The sequence below is a fragment of the Kitasatospora sp. NPDC001132 genome (assembly GCF_053598415.1).
Genome location: NZ_JBSFKF010000037.1, coordinates 61,377 through 76,877 on the forward strand (window position 1 = coordinate 61,377; position 15,501 = coordinate 76,877).

The 15,501-nt window shown below is 74.5% G+C and carries 14 protein-coding genes; 6 read left to right on the forward strand and 8 right to left on the reverse strand.

Annotated features, from left to right (window positions below; all coding sequences use genetic code 11):
* The first annotated feature begins 74 nt into the window (after positions 1-74).
* Both ACWDBE_RS33510 and ACWDBE_RS33515 read left to right on the forward strand, forming a co-directional pair.
* The gene (locus ACWDBE_RS33510) at positions 75-1,178 is read left to right on the forward strand and encodes a glycoside hydrolase family 18 protein (protein WP_449809777.1); all 1,104 of its coding nucleotides are present in this window, start codon (positions 75-77) and stop codon (positions 1,176-1,178) included.
* A gap of 321 nt (positions 1,179-1,499) precedes the next feature.
* Positions 1,500-2,456, forward strand: coding sequence for a PAC2 family protein (locus tag ACWDBE_RS33515; protein WP_449791852.1), 957 nt, complete (start codon positions 1,500-1,502; stop codon positions 2,454-2,456).
* A 68-nt stretch (positions 2,457-2,524) separates the two neighbouring features.
* Here ACWDBE_RS33515 and mshC read toward each other — a convergent pair whose 3' ends face one another.
* The 6 genes from mshC to ACWDBE_RS33545 form a co-directional block, all read right to left on the reverse strand.
* Positions 2,525-3,754: a cysteine--1-D-myo-inosityl 2-amino-2-deoxy-alpha-D-glucopyranoside ligase gene (gene mshC, locus ACWDBE_RS33520; RefSeq protein WP_402404794.1), complete on the reverse strand. Its 1,230-nt coding sequence runs from the start codon at positions 3,752-3,754 to the stop codon at positions 2,525-2,527.
* A gap of 242 nt (positions 3,755-3,996) precedes the next feature.
* Positions 3,997-4,824 carry a dioxygenase family protein gene (locus ACWDBE_RS33525; protein ID WP_449809778.1) on the reverse strand — a complete coding sequence of 276 codons (828 nt, stop codon included), beginning with the start codon at positions 4,822-4,824 and terminating at the stop codon, positions 3,997-3,999.
* A gap of 125 nt (positions 4,825-4,949) precedes the next feature.
* A complete protein-coding gene (locus ACWDBE_RS33530) occupies positions 4,950-5,879 on the reverse strand; it encodes an AraC family transcriptional regulator (protein ID WP_449791854.1) in 930 nt (309 codons plus the stop codon).
* A 213-nt stretch (positions 5,880-6,092) separates the two neighbouring features.
* A complete protein-coding gene (locus ACWDBE_RS33535) occupies positions 6,093-6,890 on the reverse strand; it encodes an SCO1664 family protein (protein WP_449791866.1) in 798 nt (265 codons plus the stop codon).
* 44 nt (positions 6,891-6,934) lie between these two features.
* Entirely contained in the window at positions 6,935-7,501 is a 567-nt protein-coding gene (locus ACWDBE_RS33540) for a DUF3090 domain-containing protein (protein ID WP_449791855.1), read from the reverse strand.
* A gap of 197 nt (positions 7,502-7,698) precedes the next feature.
* The gene (locus ACWDBE_RS33545; protein ID WP_449809779.1) at positions 7,699-8,388 is read right to left on the reverse strand and encodes an MSMEG_4193 family putative phosphomutase; all 690 of its coding nucleotides are present in this window, start codon (positions 8,386-8,388) and stop codon (positions 7,699-7,701) included.
* A gap of 179 nt (positions 8,389-8,567) precedes the next feature.
* Between ACWDBE_RS33545 and ACWDBE_RS33550 the strand changes: the two genes are divergently transcribed.
* Complete coding sequence (locus tag ACWDBE_RS33550; protein WP_449809780.1) at positions 8,568-9,548, forward strand: magnesium and cobalt transport protein CorA; 981 nt, start codon at positions 8,568-8,570, stop codon at positions 9,546-9,548.
* A gap of 43 nt (positions 9,549-9,591) precedes the next feature.
* Here the strand turns inward: ACWDBE_RS33550 and ACWDBE_RS33555 are convergent, their stop codons facing one another.
* Positions 9,592-10,638: an LLM class F420-dependent oxidoreductase gene (locus ACWDBE_RS33555; protein ID WP_449809781.1), complete on the reverse strand. Its 1,047-nt coding sequence runs from the start codon at positions 10,636-10,638 to the stop codon at positions 9,592-9,594.
* 252 nt (positions 10,639-10,890) lie between these two features.
* Between ACWDBE_RS33555 and ACWDBE_RS33560 the strand changes: the two genes are divergently transcribed.
* Positions 10,891-11,871: an aldo/keto reductase gene (locus ACWDBE_RS33560; RefSeq protein WP_449791859.1), complete on the forward strand. Its 981-nt coding sequence runs from the start codon at positions 10,891-10,893 to the stop codon at positions 11,869-11,871.
* 58 nt (positions 11,872-11,929) lie between these two features.
* A complete protein-coding gene (locus ACWDBE_RS33565; RefSeq protein WP_449809782.1) occupies positions 11,930-14,077 on the forward strand; it encodes a helix-hairpin-helix domain-containing protein in 2,148 nt (715 codons plus the stop codon).
* Between the two features lie 68 nt (positions 14,078-14,145).
* Here the strand turns inward: ACWDBE_RS33565 and ACWDBE_RS33570 are convergent, their stop codons facing one another.
* Entirely contained in the window at positions 14,146-14,751 is a 606-nt protein-coding gene (locus tag ACWDBE_RS33570; RefSeq protein ID WP_449791861.1) for a hypothetical protein, read from the reverse strand.
* A 368-nt stretch (positions 14,752-15,119) separates the two neighbouring features.
* Between ACWDBE_RS33570 and ACWDBE_RS33575 the strand changes: the two genes are divergently transcribed.
* Complete coding sequence (locus ACWDBE_RS33575) at positions 15,120-15,326, forward strand: DUF5703 family protein (protein WP_360261758.1); 207 nt, start codon at positions 15,120-15,122, stop codon at positions 15,324-15,326.
* The last annotated feature ends 175 nt before the right edge of the window (positions 15,327-15,501 follow it).

Consider the following 15,501-nt stretch of genomic DNA (forward strand, 5'->3'; position numbering starts at 1 on the left):
GGTATCCGGCCCACGGCTCGGCCCGCCGGGCCATTCCGTATCCTGAGCGCTCGAGCGCAAGGGGGAGAGAGCGCGTGGCCGGATTCCGGACCTCCGCGCGGCGTGCCGGCCGGGGCCTGACGGCCCCGTTCCGCGCGCTGCGCGACCGCTGGCGGGCCTGGTCCCGGTGGCGGCGGGCACTGCTGGTGCTGGCCCTGGTGGCGGCCGTGCCGGCCGCCGCGCTGGGATCGGTGTTCGTGATGTTCCGGCTGCACTACACCGGCACGCCCGCCGCCGACGCCCGCACCCGGGGCCGGGACGCGCTCTGGCTCGGCCACGCCTGGGTGGACGGCCGCAGGACCGAGGCGGACGTGGCCGAGCTGGGCCGGCAGCTGGCCGGCACCGGCGTCCGGGACCTCTACGTGCACACCGGCCCGCTGGAGCACGACGGCTCGCTGCCGCCCTCCGCCCACCCCCGGGCCCGCTGGTTCACCGACACCGTGCACCGGGAGCTGCCCGGCATCCGGGTGCAGAGCTGGCTGGGCGACGAGGTCAAGCCGGAGAAGGACGCCCTGGACCTGGAGGACGGCCCCACCCGCGACCGGGTCACCGCCTCCGCCCGCCAGGTGCTGGACCTCGGCTTCGACGGCGTGCACTTCGACATGGAGCCGATCCGCCCCGGTTCGGCGGGCTGGCTGGCGCTGCTCGACCGGGTCCGCCCGGTCACCGCGGCCCGCGGCGCCAAGCTGTCGGTGGCGGCCCCGCAGATCGACCCCGTCCCCGGCCTGCACACGGCCGGCATCCTGCTCACCGGCCACGGCAAGTGGTGGGACCGGGCGTACTTCACCGAGACCGCCCGCCGGGTCGACCAGATCGCGGTGATGAGCTACGACACCTCGATGCCCACCGAGCCGCTGTACGGCGGCTACGTGGCCCGGCAGACCGAGCTCGCCCTGCGGTCGACCCCGGCCGGCGTGGACCTGCTGATGGGCCTGCCGTTCTACTGGGACGACAAGTGGGGCCACCGGGGTGACGCCGAGACCGTCCGGGCCGCCGTCCGAGGCGTCCGGCTCGGCCTGGGCCGGGAGGACCGGCGGCGGGCCGACTTCGGCGTCGCGCTGTACGTGGACTTCGCCGCGCTGCCCGAGCACTGGGCGGCGTACCGCGAGGGCTGGGCGACGGCGGGGCAGGGCGGGTAGCACCGGCCCGGCGGACCGTGCGGTCGGGCGACCGTCACGCCGCGTCGCCGATCGAACACCCTTCGCTCCCGCCGGACACCTGACGGACCGTCAGCCAGGAGCCCGTCGATATCCGGTGGATCGCGGCGGTCCGCTCCCCCAGACTGTCCCGGTGCCCGGCCGTGGTGCGCATCAAAGCCCGTAGGCTGGGCAGGTAGGGACCATGGGGCGAGGCGTTCCATGGGAGACGAGAGGTTCGACAGTCGGCAGCCGGCCCGTCGGCGCCCCGGCAGGCCAGCCGGGGCGGCGCAGGTCCGACCGCCGACCGGAGGGAGACGCTGGGTGATCGAGCTGGAAGATGTTCCCGAGTTGATCGACCCGGTGATGGTCTGCGCGTTCGAGGGCTGGAACGACGCGGGCGACGCCGCGTCCGCGGCCTTGGCGCACCTGGACGAGACCTGGGGCGGCAAGGTGTTCGCCGCCCTGGACGCGGAGGACTACTACGACTTCCAGGTCAACCGGCCCACGGTCTGGCTGGACGGCGGCATCCGCCGGATCACCTGGCCGACCACCAGGCTCTCGGTGATCCGGGTGACGGAACCGACCACCAGGGACATCGTGCTGGTCCGCGGCATCGAGCCGAGCATGCGCTGGCGCTCGTTCTGCAACGAGCTGCTGGGCTTCGCGCACGAGCTGGGCGTCGAGCTGGTGGTGATCCTGGGCGCGCTGCTCGGCGACACCCCGCACAGCCGTCCGGTGCCGGTCAGCGGCGTCACCTCCGACCCCGAGCTGGCCCGCCGACTGGACCTGGAGGAGAGCCGCTACGAGGGCCCGACCGGCATCGTCGGGGTGCTCCAGGAGGCCTGCACCCACGCCGGGGTGCCGGCCGTGACGCTCTGGGCGGCGGTGCCGCACTACGTCTCGCAGCCGCCGAACCCCAAGGCCACGCTGGCCCTGATCAACAAGCTGGAGGACCTGCTGGACCTGCGCATCCCGCCGGGCGAGCTCGGCGAGGACGCCAGGGCCTGGCAGATCGGCGTGGACCAGCTGGCCGCCGAGGACAGCGAGGTGGCCGAGTACGTCCAGCAGCTGGAGGAGGCGCAGGACACCGCGGAGCTGCCGGAGGCCTCCGGCGACGCCATCGCCCGCGAGTTCGAGCGCTACCTGCGCCGCCGGGAGAACGTCGGGCCGACGGGCGAGAAGCCGGTGGCCGGGCACGCCACGGCGGAGCGGCCGGCCGATCCCGAGACGCCGGGCGGCGGCGCCCGGGAGAGCCAGGACGGCGCCGAGGAGGAGTGACCTCCGTACGGCCGAAGGGGCGTCAGGACCAGTCCTGACGCCCCTTCGGCGTGTGGTGCGGGTGCGGGTTACAGCGCGACGCCGAGCAGGGCGTCCACCGTGCGGGTCACCAGGCCGGGAGCGCCGGTGTCGGTGCCGCCCTCGGCCTCCTGGCCGGCCGCCCAGCGGTCGACCGCGGCCAGCGCGGCGGGCGTGTCCAGGTCGTTCGCGAGCGCCTCGCGCACCTCGGCGAGCAGCCGCTCGGCCGACGGGCCGTCCGGGCGGGAGACCGCTGCGCGCCAGCGGGCGAGACGCTCGACGGCCTCGTCCAGGGTGCTCTTGGTCCACTCCCAGTCCGCGCGGTAGTGGTGCGAGAGCAGCGCCAGGCGGATCGCCGCCGGGTCGACGCCCTCGCGGCGCAGCGCCGAGACGAAGACCAGGTTGCCGCGGGACTTGGACATCTTGTGGCCGTCCAGGGCGACCATGCCGGCGTGCACGTACGCCTTGGCGTACGGGTGGGTGCCGGTGGCGACCTGGGCGTGCGCGGCGCCCATCTCGTGGTGCGGGAAGGAGAGGTCGCTGCCGCCGCCCTGGATGTCGAAGGACATGCCGAGGTACTGCAGCGCGATGGCGACGCACTCGATGTGCCAGCCGGGGCGGCCGTGGCCGAGCTCGGTGTCCCAGGCGGGCTCGCCCGGGCGGGCGGCCAGCCAGAGCAGGGCGTCCAGCGGGTTGCGCTTGCCGGGGCGCTCCGGGTCGCCGCCGCGCTCGGCGAAGACCGGGCGCATGGCCTCGCGGGTGAGGCCGGAGACCTCGCCGAAGCGCGGGTCGGCGTCGACCGAGAAGTAGATGTCGCCGTCCACCTTGTAGGCGGCACCGGAGGCCAGCAGCTTCTGGACGATCGGGACGATCCACGGGATCGACTCGACGGCGCCGATGTAGTGGGCCGGCGGGAGCATCCGCAGCGCGGTCATGTCCTCGCGGAACAGGGCCGTCTCGCGCTCGGCCAGGGCCGTCCAGTCCTGGCCGGTCTCGACCGCGCGGGCGAGCAGCGGGTCGTCGACGTCGGTGACGTTCTGGATGTACAGGACGTCGTGGCCGGCGTCCTTCCAGACGCGCTGCACCAGGTCGAACGCGTTGTAGGTGGCGGCGTGGCCCATGTGGGTCGCGTCGTAGGGCGTGATGCCGCAGACGTAGATCCGGGCGGTGCCGTCCTGCGGCACCACCTCGCGGACCGTGCCCGCTGCGGTGTCGTGGATACGGAGGGGGAGCCCCTGACCAGGCAGGGCGGGAACCTCGGAGGCGGGCCAGGCATGCATGGAAACAACTTTAACCTTGCGAACATTTGAAAGCCTAACCAGTACGAAAGATCGACTGGATTCGCTTCTCGGCATTGCCCGACTGTTTCCCGACTGGTATTGCACGGAACCGGCGGGCGTGACGCCCGTGCCGTACCGGCCCCGCCGTGCCGTACGGGACACGGCGCCGGGCACGGGTGAGCGCCCGGTCGGCCCTGCCGCCGACCGGGCGCCCGGCGCCCCGGGGGACGCGGTCGGAGCCGCTACGACCGCTGCCAGAGGGCCGGCACGTTCGGCGGCTCCCAGCCCACCATGGCGGTGTGCGCCTGGAGGCAGGTGTAGGAGACGCCGGAGTAGGTGACGCGGTCGCCCGCTTGGTACGAGGTGCCCGCTGCCCAGGTCCCCCTCGGCGGCGGTGTGCTGGGCCCGCCGGTCGGGGTGGGCGTGGGGCTCGGCGTGCCGGGGGTCTGCGGGACGTCCAGCACGAAGTCGAAGCTCGCCTCGCGGGTCTGGCCGTTCTGGCGGACGTTCATCAGCAGCCGGGGGTCGTAGATGCTGTCCGTGCTGTTGCGCGGCTCGCCCGGGAAGTACAGCTGGGTGGTGACGATCGAGCGGCCGGGGGCCTGGAGCTTGACGTGCAGGTGCCGGGTGCGGCCCGGGTAGAGGCCGGGCACGATGGTGTCCAGCCGGTACGCGCCGTTGGCGTCGGTGAACTGGTGACCGCGGAAGGTGTAGGTGACGTTGTCGTAGTTGCCGCCGTTGTCGGCCTGCCAGAAGTCCAGCAGCACCCCCGAGACGGGCCGGCAGGCGCGACCGAAGACGTAGCCGCTGACGACCAGGTGGGTGCCGGGCCCGTCGCTGACCATCGAGCTGCGTAGCGGGGAGTTGGGCTTGAAGTAGGGACCCTCGATCTGCTCGACGGTGGGGGCGTCACCGTCGTGGCACTCGGGGGTGAGGCCGAGCGGTTCGCCGCCGTGGATCTGGTCCCGGGCCAGGGCCACTCCGCCGCCGACCAGCAGCGGGGCTGCCCCGAGCGCGGCGGCGGCCTTCAGGACGGTCTTGCGGCTGATCATGCCGTCGGGCGTGGGCATGCGCCGTCTCCTTCTCGTGAGGCGGGGGGTGGGGGCGGCCCTTGCCATGGTGGGGGGCATGACAAGGGCCGGACCGGCCGCCCGTCCGCGCGCGCCGGACCGGCCACCGGTGGCCAGCAGCAAAGTTACGGGCCGTCCGGCGCGACCGCGATGGACATGATCCGGGGATCGTGGTGATTTCCGTCGACCCCGGCCCGGAACTCCCCCGGCGTCATCCCGGTCTCCCGGCGGAAGAACCGGCAGAAGTACGCCGGATCGACGAAGCCCGCCTCCTTGGCGACCTGGCGGATCGTCAAGTCCGTGCAGGCGAGTAGTCGTTTGGCCTCCAGGGTCTGCTGGTGGCGGATCAGCCCGCCGGGGGTGCGGCCGGTGGCCTGCTTCACCAGGGTCTGCAAGTGCCCCGGGGAGACGCCGAGTTCCTGCGCGATGGAGGCCACCGAGTGCCGCACCCCGCCCGGCCGGGCGATCAACCGGGTGAAGGCGGCCGCCACTTCTGCCGGACGGCTGGGCAGCGCCGGGCGGCCGGCCGGGGCGCAGGCGCGCAGCGCCCGGACGATCAGGATGTGCAGACTGGCCCGCAGCACCCCCTGGTAGCCGGGCGCCCTGGTCCGGTACTCGTGCTCCATGTCGGTGAGCAGCGCGTCGATCGCGTCGGCCTGCTCGCCGAGCGCGAGGGCGGGGCGGGTGGCCAGGGCCCGCAGGGCGGCGAGGTCCTGGGGGTGGCCGAGCAGGAAGTCCTCGTTGAACAGGACGACCCGGCCGGCCAGTTCCTCGGTGTCCGCCCAGTAGTGCACCTGGCCGGGGGTGATCACGCACAACTGCGGTGGCGCCAGCGGCCGGTGGACGAGGTCCAGGACGTGGGCGCCGCGGCCGCCGGTGACGTGGACGATCTCGTAGAAAGAGTGCCGGTGCGGGAATCCCGCCCGGGAGAGCGGGCCGATCGCGTCGAAACTGCCGACGGCGAAGGGGAGCAGGTGGGGCAGCGGGACCTGTAACCGGTGCAACGGCAGGTCCGGCGTGGTTCGGGGGGTGGGGGTGGTCCGTCGCACATCCATCGGAGCAGTGTGCGACCTGTTCCGGGGGCAGGTCCAGACCATCTGTCGCCGTTTTCGAGAACCGGTCCAGACCACTGGTGGGTCAGGGCGGTAGGGAGCAAAATGCCCGGGCGGGCCGCGACCCCGGACCGGTGCGGCCGGACCGGTGCGGTCAGGGCGGGCCCGCAGGCGCCCCGGCCGCACCGGCTACACCGCCTACACCCGCCGCACTCGCTACACCGGCGGCCAGGGGATCGCGGGCCAGTCCTCCGGCGGCAGCGGGTGCCGGCCGGAGCCGCGCAATTCGGCCACCCGGGCCCGGGTGGCGTCCAGTTCGGCCGCCGTCAGGTGCGGGGCGAGCCGCTCGGCGAGCGCACCGTCCAACTGCTCGGCCAAGCGGGCCAGCACCTCCAGCGCCTCGCCGGGCAGTGGGTCCCCGGCCCAACCCCAGAGCAGGGTGCGCAGCTTGTCCTCGGTGTTGAAGGTGACGCCGTGGTCGATCCCGTACACCCGGCCGTCGGCGGCCGGGATCAGGTGGCCGCCCTTGCGGTCGGCGTTGTTGAGCACCGCGTCCAGGACGGCGAGCCGGCGCAGCCGCCGGTCGTCGTGGTGCACCAGCAGGGCCGTCCGCCCGCCCTCGACCTCGGCCCGGACGATCGGCAGCCAGCCCGTTTCCGGGCCGCGCGGGTCCTGCAGCGCCAGCAGCGGCTCGGCCCCGGGGTCCGGCTCGACCCACAGCTGCACCATTCCGGCCCCGTGCGGGCCCTCGCGCAGCACGGTGGGAGGGATCAGCGCCCAGCCGGTCGCGGCCGACAGCTCGTACGCGGCGACCTCGCGCCCGGCCAGCGTGCCGTCGGGGAAGTCCCACAGTGGTCGCTCGCCGGCCACCGGCTTGTAGACGGCCTGCGCGCTCAGCGAGCCGTGCGCCACCGTGCAGTACAGCGCGGCGTTGGAGGCGTCGGTGAGCCGGCCGTGCACGGTCAGCTCGCCCTGGCGCAGCAGCGCGAGGGCGGTGGGCACGTCGGCGGCCAGCGCGGCGGCGGCCGCCGGGTCGGCCTGCGGCGGGGTGTCCGTGTTCAGCGCCGGTAGCCGTTCGCGCGCGGGCACAGGTGGCCCTCCGGGTCGAGCGGAAGGTTGCAGAAGGGGCAGGGCTTGCGGCCGGCCGCGACCAGGTCCAGCGCGCGCTTGGCGAAGACCCTGGCCATCGCGCCGGACAGCCGCACCCGCAGCATGTCCGGGCCGTTCTCGTCGTCGGTGAAGACCGCCTCGGCGGCCTCCTCGTCGTCCTCCTCGACCAGCGCCTGCGCCTCGACCACCAGGCAGGCATCCATGCTGTCCCAGGCCAGGGCCATGGTGCCGACCCGGAACTCCTGCTCCAGCGGGAGGTCCAGCGGGGCGGTGTCGAGCAGGTCCTTCGGGGCGGCGGCCGGGATGGCGGCGTCGCCGCCGCTGCGCCGCAGCGCCTCGTCCAGGACCTCCTCGATGCGCTCGGCGAGCGCGGCGACCTGGGTCTTCTCCAGCAGCACGCTGGTGATCCGGCCCCGGGCGCTGGCCTGGAGGTAGAACGCCCGGGCACCGGGCTGGCCGACGGTGCCGGCCACGAACCGCTCGGGCTGGTCGTAGAAGAAGACCTGACGGGGCACGCTCTCGCTCCGGATCGTGTCGGTCGGCGCGGTTCCACAGGGGGCGGGATCGCGGCCGGATGGACTCATCAGTCACCCTACGACCTTCGGGCTCCGGCCGGGGAGCCGAGCCGACGGCCGCGGGCGGGGTGGCACCCGGGGAAGCGGACGGTGCCGCCCGGACGGTGCCTCCCCGGGCGGCCCGTCGGCGGCGCGGCTCAGACGGTGCCGCCCACCACCGCGTCGCCGGCCGGGGTGGCGGCCGGGTGGGGCCTGGGGGCGAGCGAGGCGAGGTCGCCGGTGTCGCCCATCCTCAGTACGAAGGGCCGTTGGGGGGTGTAGCGGATCGCGGTGACCGAACAGGGCTCGACGCTGATCCGCTGGAAGTGGTCCAGGTGCAGCCCGAGCGCGTCGGCCACCACGGCCTTGATCACGTCCCCGTGCGAGCAGGCGACCCAGACCGCGTCCTCGCCGTGCTCGGCGGCGATCTTCCGGTTCCACTCGCGCACCGCGTCCACCGTGCGGTGGCTCAGCGCGCGCAGCGACTCCCCGCCGGGGAAGGCGGCCGCCGCGGCGTGGTCCTGCACCGTGCGCCAGAGCGGCTCCTTGGCCAGCTCGGCCAGCGGCCGGCCGGTCCAGTCGCCGTAGTGGCACTCCCCCAGCCGCTCGTCCTCGGTCGGCGGGCCCAGCTCGGGGCGGACCGCCAGCAGCGGCTCCAGCGTCTGCCGACAGCGCTCCAACGGGCTGCTGACCGCCTGCACCAGCGGGATGCCGGCGAGCCGGCCGGCGAGCGCGGCGGCCTGCGCCCGACCGGTGTCGTCGAGGTCCACGCCGGGCGTCCAACCGGCCAGGATTCCGGCGGTGTTCGCGGTGGAGCGGCCGTGACGGACGAGCAGCAGCGTGGGCATGGGGTCAGCCTACGGCCTCCGGGCCCCGCGATGGGCCCCGCTCTCCCTTCCGGACGTCCCGCCCGGTGGGCCTCGGGCCCGTCTCTCGGACTTCGTCGGATCGGGCAAGGATCCAAGAGGCGGGCCCTGGTTGCCCCGGATCCGTGCCGGACGGCCCCGCCCGGGTGACAATGGCCCCCATGATCGTCCACTGCGCCGCCTACCACGACGGCCGCCGGATCGAGGCCCCCGAGGATCCCGCCGGCGCGCTCGCCGCCGCCCGCGCGGCCGGTCCGGGCGGCTTCGTCTGGATAGGCCTGTTCGAGCCCACCACCGAGGAACTCGGCCGCGTCGGCAAGGAGTTCACGCTGCACCCGCTGGCCGTCGAGGACGCCGTCAGCGCCCACCAGCGCCCCAAGGTGGAGGCCTACCAGGGCTCGCTGTTCGTCGCCCTGAAGACCCTCGGCTACCACCCCGGCGGGCACGTCGTCACGGTCGGCGAGGTGATGGTCTTCCTCGGCCCGGACTTCGTGATGACCGTCCGGCACGGCGAGGACGGCTCGCTCAGCGGCCTGCGGGCCGCCCTGGAACAGGACCCCGAGCAACTGCGCTACGGGCCCAGCTCGGTGCTGCACCAGGTCTGCGACACCATCGTGGACGGCTACGTGGACGTGGCGTCCGCGCTCCAGTCCGACCTGGACGAGCTGGAGGCGGACATCTTCTCCCCCGGCCGGGTCGGCAGCGACACCGCCGGCCGGATCTACGGCTACAAGCGCCAGGTGATGTCCGCGCGCCGGGCCGTCGGCCCGCTGGTGGAGCCGATGCTGACCCTGGAGCGCGGCGCCCGCTTCGTCCGCCCCGAGACCGCGCCCTACCTGCGGGACGTCGCCGACCACGTGGCCCGGGTGAACGACCAGATGGAGAGCATGGACCGGCTGCTGTCCGACATCCTGAACGCCAACCTGGCGCAGGTCAGCGTCCAGCAGAACAACGACATGCGGAAGATCTCGGCCTGGGCGGCGCTGGCCGCCGTACCGACGATGATCGCGGGCATCTACGGGATGAACTTCGAGCACATGCCCGAGCTGCACCGGGTCTGGGGGTACCCGGCGGTGCTGGTGCTGATGCTGGTGGTCTGCCTGGTGCTGCACCGGGTGTTCAAGCGGCACGACTGGCTGTAGTGCCGCTCGACCGCCGGCCACCGGGCCCGACCGGGCGGGCCGGTCAGGCCAGGCCGGCCCGCTCCAGCGCCTCGACGCCGGTGCGCAGCGCCCGGATCCGCTCGTCCAGGGTGAAGCCGGACGGGGCCAGGGTGAGCGTGGTGACGCCGGCGTCGGCGTAGGCCTGCATCCGGTCGGCGATCCGGGCGGTGTCGCCGACCAGCGAGGTGGCGTCGATCAGGTCGTGCGGGACGGCGGCCGCGGCGCCCGCGTAGTCCCTGGCCAGGTACTTCTCCTGGACCTCGTCGGCGGCCTGCTCGTAGCCCATCCGCCGGGCGAGCTGGTTGTAGAAGTTCTTCTCCTTGCTGCCCATGCCACCGATGTAGAGCGCGGCGTAGGAACGCAGCCCGTCGACCCCGGCCTTGATGTCCTCACCGACGGCGAGGTTCACCGTCGGGCAGAGGTCGAAGCCCTCCAGCGTCTTCCCGGCCTGGGCGCGGCCCGCCGTCAGCGGGTCGAGCGAGAGCGCGGAGTGCTCGGGCGAGAAGAAGATCCCGAGCCAGCCGTCGGCGATCTCACCGGTCAGCTCCAGGTTCTTCGGACCGATCGCGGCGATGTACAGCGGGATGTGCTCGCGCACCGGGTGCACGGTGAGCTTGATCGGCTTGCCGGGGCCGCCGGGCAGCGGCAGCGTCCAGTTGGCGCCCTCGTGCACCAGGCGCTCACGGGACATCGCCTTGCGGATGATCTCCACGTACTCGCGGGTGCGGGCGAGCGGCTTGTCGAACTTCACGCCGTACCAGCCCTCGGACACCTGCGGGCCGGAGACGCCGAGGCCGAGCCGGAACCGGCCGCCGGACAGGGTGTCCAGGGTGGCGGCGGTCATCGCGGTCATCGCCGGGGTACGGGCCGGGATCTGGAAGATGGCCGAGCCGACGTCGATCCGCTCGGTCTTCGCGGCGACGAAGCTGAGCACCGTCGCGGCGTCCGAGCCGTACGCCTCCGCCGCCCAGCAGACGGAGTAGCCGAGCCGGTCCGCCTCCTGGGCCACGGCGATGTTGTCGGCGTCCATGCCGAGTCCCCAGTAGCCGAGGTTGATCCCGAGTCGCATCTGCCGCACCTTCCAGTGGGTTGGGGTTGTGGCGAGGGTAACCGCGCCCGCGCCGGACATGCTACTGACGGGTAGGGGTGGTCTGGGTCACAGTCGCGCGGGTTCGTGCCGCAGTGATCGTTCTGCGGGTCTGCACCCCTGTCCGGGCACCGGCCGCTACGCTCAGCCGGGGTGGGGAGCACTCTCCCCCACCTGCGCGTTTACACGGCTGCCGGGGCTCGCGGGGCCACCGGCCAGTGAAGGGCCCGTCCGATGGAAAAGCGTCACCTCGGCCGTACCGGCCTGCAGGTCTCCCGGCTCGGCCTCGGCACCATGACCTGGGGCCGGGACACCGACGAGCAGGAGGCCGCGGAGCAGCTCAAGGAGTTCGTCGACGCCGGCGGCAACCTGGTCGACACCGCCGACGTGTACGCGGACGGCGGCGCCGAGTACCTGATCTCCCGGCTCACCGACAACCTGGTCCCGCGCTCCGAACTCGTCATCGCCACCAAGGCCGGCAGCGCCCCCGAGTCCGCCCGCCGCTTCGACGGCTCGCGCGGCCACCTGCTCGCCGCCCTGGACGCCTCGCTGCGCCGGCTCGGCACCGACCACGTCGACCTGTGGCAGGTGCACTCCTTCGACCCGGCCACCCCGGTCGAGGAGACGCTCAGCGCCCTCGACATCGCCGTCTCCTCCGGGCGCGCCCGCTACGTCGGGGTCTGCGACTTCAGCGGCTGGCAGCTCGCCAAGGCCGCCACCTGGCAGCACGCCCACCACGGACGGGTGCCGCTGGCCGGGGCGCAGCTGGAGTACTCGCTGCTCCAGCGCGGCATCGAGCGGGAGGCCCTGCCCGCCGCGCTGGACGCCGGGGTCGGGGTGCTCGCCGGCTCGCCGCTCGGGCGCGGGGTGCTCACCGGCAAGTACCGGCACGGCATCCCGCAGGACTCGCGCGGCGCCTCGCCGTACCTGACCGGGTTCGTCCAGCCCTACCTCGGAGAGCGCTCGCGGCGGATCGTGGACGCCCTCGCCACCGCCGCCGACGGCCTCGCCAGCACCCCGCTGGAGGTCGCGCTGGCCTGGGTCCGGGACCGGCCCGGGGTGGCGAGCGCCCTGGTCGGGGCCCGGACGGTGGCCCAGCTGCAGGCGGCGCTGTCGGTGGAGGCGCTTACGCTTCCGGATGAGATCCGTGGCGCGCTGGACGACATCTCGTCGCCGGTGCACCACTACCCGGACCAGGGGTGGACCGAGCTGTGACCCAGGCCCGGGTTGTCGAGCAGAACCTGCAGTGGAGTGACCTTTGGAGCGGACGACGATGACTGACACGGGGAACGGCGCTCCGGAGGTGACCGAAGGGGCCCAGCTGACCCCGGAGGAGAAGGCCGCGAAGGTCGCCGAGCTGGCACGGCGGATGCGGGAGATCGCCGCCCAGGGGCCCGGGGCCGCGGCCCCGGCCGCGCGGATCCCCACGCCGCAGGCGTCGGAGCCGCAGGCCTCGGGGCCCGCGGGGGCGGAGCCCGCCGCATCCGGACCGCAGGCTCCTGCGGCGGCCGCCGCCCCCGCCGCCGCGGTGCCCGAGCGGCAGCACGGCGACGCGCTGCGCGCCACCGCCGAGGTGCTGGCCGCCGGCGGCGCCCCGGCCGAGCTGGCGGCCGCCGCCGTGGCCGCGCTCGGCGAGGAGGCCCCCGAGCGGCTGCGCGACGACCCGTGGGCGGTGCTGGGCCTGCCCGGCGTCCGACCCGAGCACGCGGACGGCTTCGCCCAGAAGCTGCTCGGCCCCGATGCCGCCCCGGGCGACGAGCGCCGCGCCCGGGCGCTGGTGCCGTGGCTGCTGGAGCAGGCGGCGCTGCGCGGGCACTCGGCCCTGGAACTGCCCGAGGTCGCGGCCGGGCTCACCCGGCTCCGGATGCCCGACCCGGCCACCGCGATCCAGGCCGCCGTCGCGGACGGGCGGGTGCTGCCCTTCCAGGAGGAGCTGACCGGCGCCGAGGCGCACGCGGCGGGCGGCGACGAGGACGAGGCGCCGACCCGCACGCTGCTCGCGCTGGAGGGGCTGGCGATGGCCGAGGACAGCCTCGCCGAGAAGCTGCTCCAGCTGATGGCCACCTTCGTACCGGGCGAGGACCCGCAGGAGGCCGAGGACTCCGAGGAGGCCGAGCACTCCGAGGAGGCCGAGGTCCCCAACGAGACCGGGGCCGAGGACGAGACCGGAGCCGGGGCCGGCGAAGCGGCCGCCCCCGCCGAGCAGACCCGCGTCGACCCCGGCCCGACCGCCTGGGCGGCCGCCGCCGAGGCCGCGCCGTCCTCCTCCGCGACCGCCCTGGTCAGGGCCGTCGCCGAGCACGCCCTGGTGCTGCACACCGGCGGCGAGGCGGCCCGCGCCGAGCCGGCCGCTCTGGTCACCGCCGCCCGCGGCCTCGGGCTGCGGGCCTGGGCCGCCACCTGGACCGACCAGGGCCGGGACTCGCTCGCCGCACTCGCCGGCCCGGGCACCGGCGGTGGGGCCTCCGTGGTCACCCTCGCCGACCTGCTCTCCGGCGCCGCCGGCCCCGGCCGCGCCCCGGACGGCACGCTCGCCCTCGACCTGCTGGTCGTGCTGGACGCCCCGCTGCTGGACGTCGAACTGGCCGCCACCGTCCTGGAGTCGCTGGCCGACGGCACCCGGCTGGTGCTCAGCGGCGACCCGGGCCAGCTCTGGTCGGCCGGCCCCGGGCGGTTCTTCGCCGACCTGCTGGCCGCCAAGGCCTGCCCGGCGGTCGCCTCCCGCACCCCGGACTTCGGCCCGATCGGCGAGTTGGTCTCCGGTGTCGGCATCGGCGAGCTCCAGCCGGTCGAGGCGCCGGACAAGGAGGTGGTCATCCTGACCGCCAAGGACGCCGGCGAGGCCGTCCACCGGGCCGTCCAGCTGCTCACCGACTCCATCCCGCGCGCGCTGGGCATCCCGGTCGAGCAGGTGGTGCTGCTCACCCCGGGCCACGGCGGCCCGGCCGGCACCCGCGCGCTGAACGCCGCCGCCAAGGCCAGGCTCAACCCCGGCCCCGGCCGGTTCGGCGGCTTCGACCCGGGCGACCGGGTGGTCGACTCCCCCACCCCCGGCGTCACCCGCCCGGCCCGGGTGCTGGACGGCGACGCCACCGGTCTGCACCTGGAGTACGCCGACGGCTCGCGCCGGACCGTCCCGCCCGCCGAGGCCGCCCGGCTGCGGCACGGCTGGGCGCTGACCGTCCACCAGGCCCTCGGCCGGCGCTGGCCGGGCGCGGTGGTGGTGCTTCCGGAGGACGCCGCCCCCGCCCTGACCCGGCAGTGGGTCTACACCGCCTTCGGCCGCGGCGAGCGGCACCTGTCCGTGGTGCACGCGGCGGGCCCGGCGCTCGCCCAGGCCGTCGCCGAGCGCCAGGCGCAGCCGCGCACCACCCGGCTGCGGGCGGTCCTCGCCGAGAACACCGCGGCCTCGGAGTACTGAGGCGCGAACGCACGACGGGCGGGCCCCGGTGATCCCGGGCCCGCCCGTCGGCCGTCTTCCGGACGGCGTCAGTCGTCCGGGTCCTCGTCGTCGTAGACCTCGCTCACGTCGAACCGGCAGATCAGCAGCTGCGGATCGGCGTGCTCGAAGGGTTCCGGCAGCCACTCGCCCGGCTCGGTCGGCTCGGCGGCCGCGACCCAGAGCGTCGAGTCGGCCTCCTCCAGGCCGAACTCCTCGCTGCGGGCGGCGATCTCGTCGGGCTCGTACTCGCCGAACAGCACGCCGATCGCGGCGTTCACCCCGCCCGCGCCGGCCCCGCCCGGGGTCAGCGACTCGTCCAGCCGCTCGGCCTGGGCACGCAGCCGCTCGGGATCGACGACGTGGTAGTCGCGGCGGATCAACACGCTGATCGCCTCGGGCTGTTCGGGGCCGTGGTACCCGCCCGGGCCCTCGTCCCCCGGGATCTCGAAGGGCGTGACCTCGTCGTAGGCCTCGTACAGGAGCTGGTCGTAGGCGATGGCCGCCGTCGCGAGCTGCTCGTAGGCGGCGGAAACGGCGGGATCATCGGCTGCGTTGGGGCTTGACACCGCTTCCAGATGACGGTCGATGGCGGCCTTGACCGCCTCAGCGGCGGCGCGTACCTCGGCAATGGTGGGCTGCGCGGCATCAGACATGGTGCAGACGCTATCTCCCCGCGACGCCGGTACGCACAGCGGTTGTCATCTACACCCGCGATTTCACCGCAACTTCCCCCCTGATGTCCGATCCATGCCCTTTCGTCTTCGCGTGGCACCGGCGCGAAGCGGGCGCGGAGGGCGCGCAGCGGGTCCGCCGGGGCCGTCCGGGTGCCGCTTCGCGCGCCGGGATCGGGGTATCCCCTCCGCAGCGGCAACGGGACTGATGCACTGTCAGTCGACGGGCCCGGGTGGCACCCCCTCGGGCCGCCGCTCCCCCGTGGGAGGACGGCCGGAAACACCCGGGCCGCCCGTCCGGGGCAGGCCGTAGGCTTGCCCTTCAGGTGATCCCCAGGAGGAGCGTCTTGATCCCACGGAAGCCGGTCCGGCAGCCGGAGTACGAGTACCAGTCCCTGCGCATGCCGCGCGGCACCACGCGCAACGCGGCGCGCCAACTGCTCACCGAGCACGCCGAGTACGGGCACTGGGAGCTCGACCGGCTCAGGCTGTTCCCCGACGGCAGCCGGACGGTCCGGCTGAAGCGGCGGATCATCCGGCAGGTCCGGAGCTGGTGACGGGCGGGGCGCCGCGCCCCCTGGCGGAACCACACCGAGCTTTCACGCACCCGCGGCCGCCCGTTCGCCCGGCGGCCGCGGGTGCGCCTTTCCCACGGCCGCGGCCGCCTGGCCGAGCGACAACCGGGAACCCTGTCCCCCGGGCCAGTGGGGCCGCCTGCCGCAACTCGGCCGG

Bases quoted from the DNA above. Each gene is read 5' to 3' on its own strand.
- ACWDBE_RS33550 (WP_449809780.1), top strand. From the start codon at position 8,568: ATGATCGTCCACTGCGCCGCCTACCACGACGGCCGCCGGATCGAGGCC.
- ACWDBE_RS33545 (WP_449809779.1), bottom strand. From the start codon at position 8,388: ATGCCCACGCTGCTGCTCGTCCGTCACGGCCGCTCCACCGCGAACACC.
- ACWDBE_RS33560 (WP_449791859.1), top strand. From the start codon at position 10,891: ATGGAAAAGCGTCACCTCGGCCGTACCGGCCTGCAGGTCTCCCGGCTC.
- ACWDBE_RS33530 (WP_449791854.1), bottom strand. From the start codon at position 5,879: ATGGATGTGCGACGGACCACCCCCACCCCCCGAACCACGCCGGACCTG.
- ACWDBE_RS33570 (WP_449791861.1), bottom strand. From the start codon at position 14,751: ATGTCTGATGCCGCGCAGCCCACCATTGCCGAGGTACGCGCCGCCGCT.
- mshC (WP_402404794.1), bottom strand. From the start codon at position 3,754: ATGCATGCCTGGCCCGCCTCCGAGGTTCCCGCCCTGCCTGGTCAGGGG.
- ACWDBE_RS33565 (WP_449809782.1), top strand. From the start codon at position 11,930: ATGACTGACACGGGGAACGGCGCTCCGGAGGTGACCGAAGGGGCCCAG.
- ACWDBE_RS33525 (WP_449809778.1), bottom strand. From the start codon at position 4,824: ATGCCCACGCCCGACGGCATGATCAGCCGCAAGACCGTCCTGAAGGCC.
- ACWDBE_RS33555 (WP_449809781.1), bottom strand. From the start codon at position 10,638: ATGCGACTCGGGATCAACCTCGGCTACTGGGGACTCGGCATGGACGCC.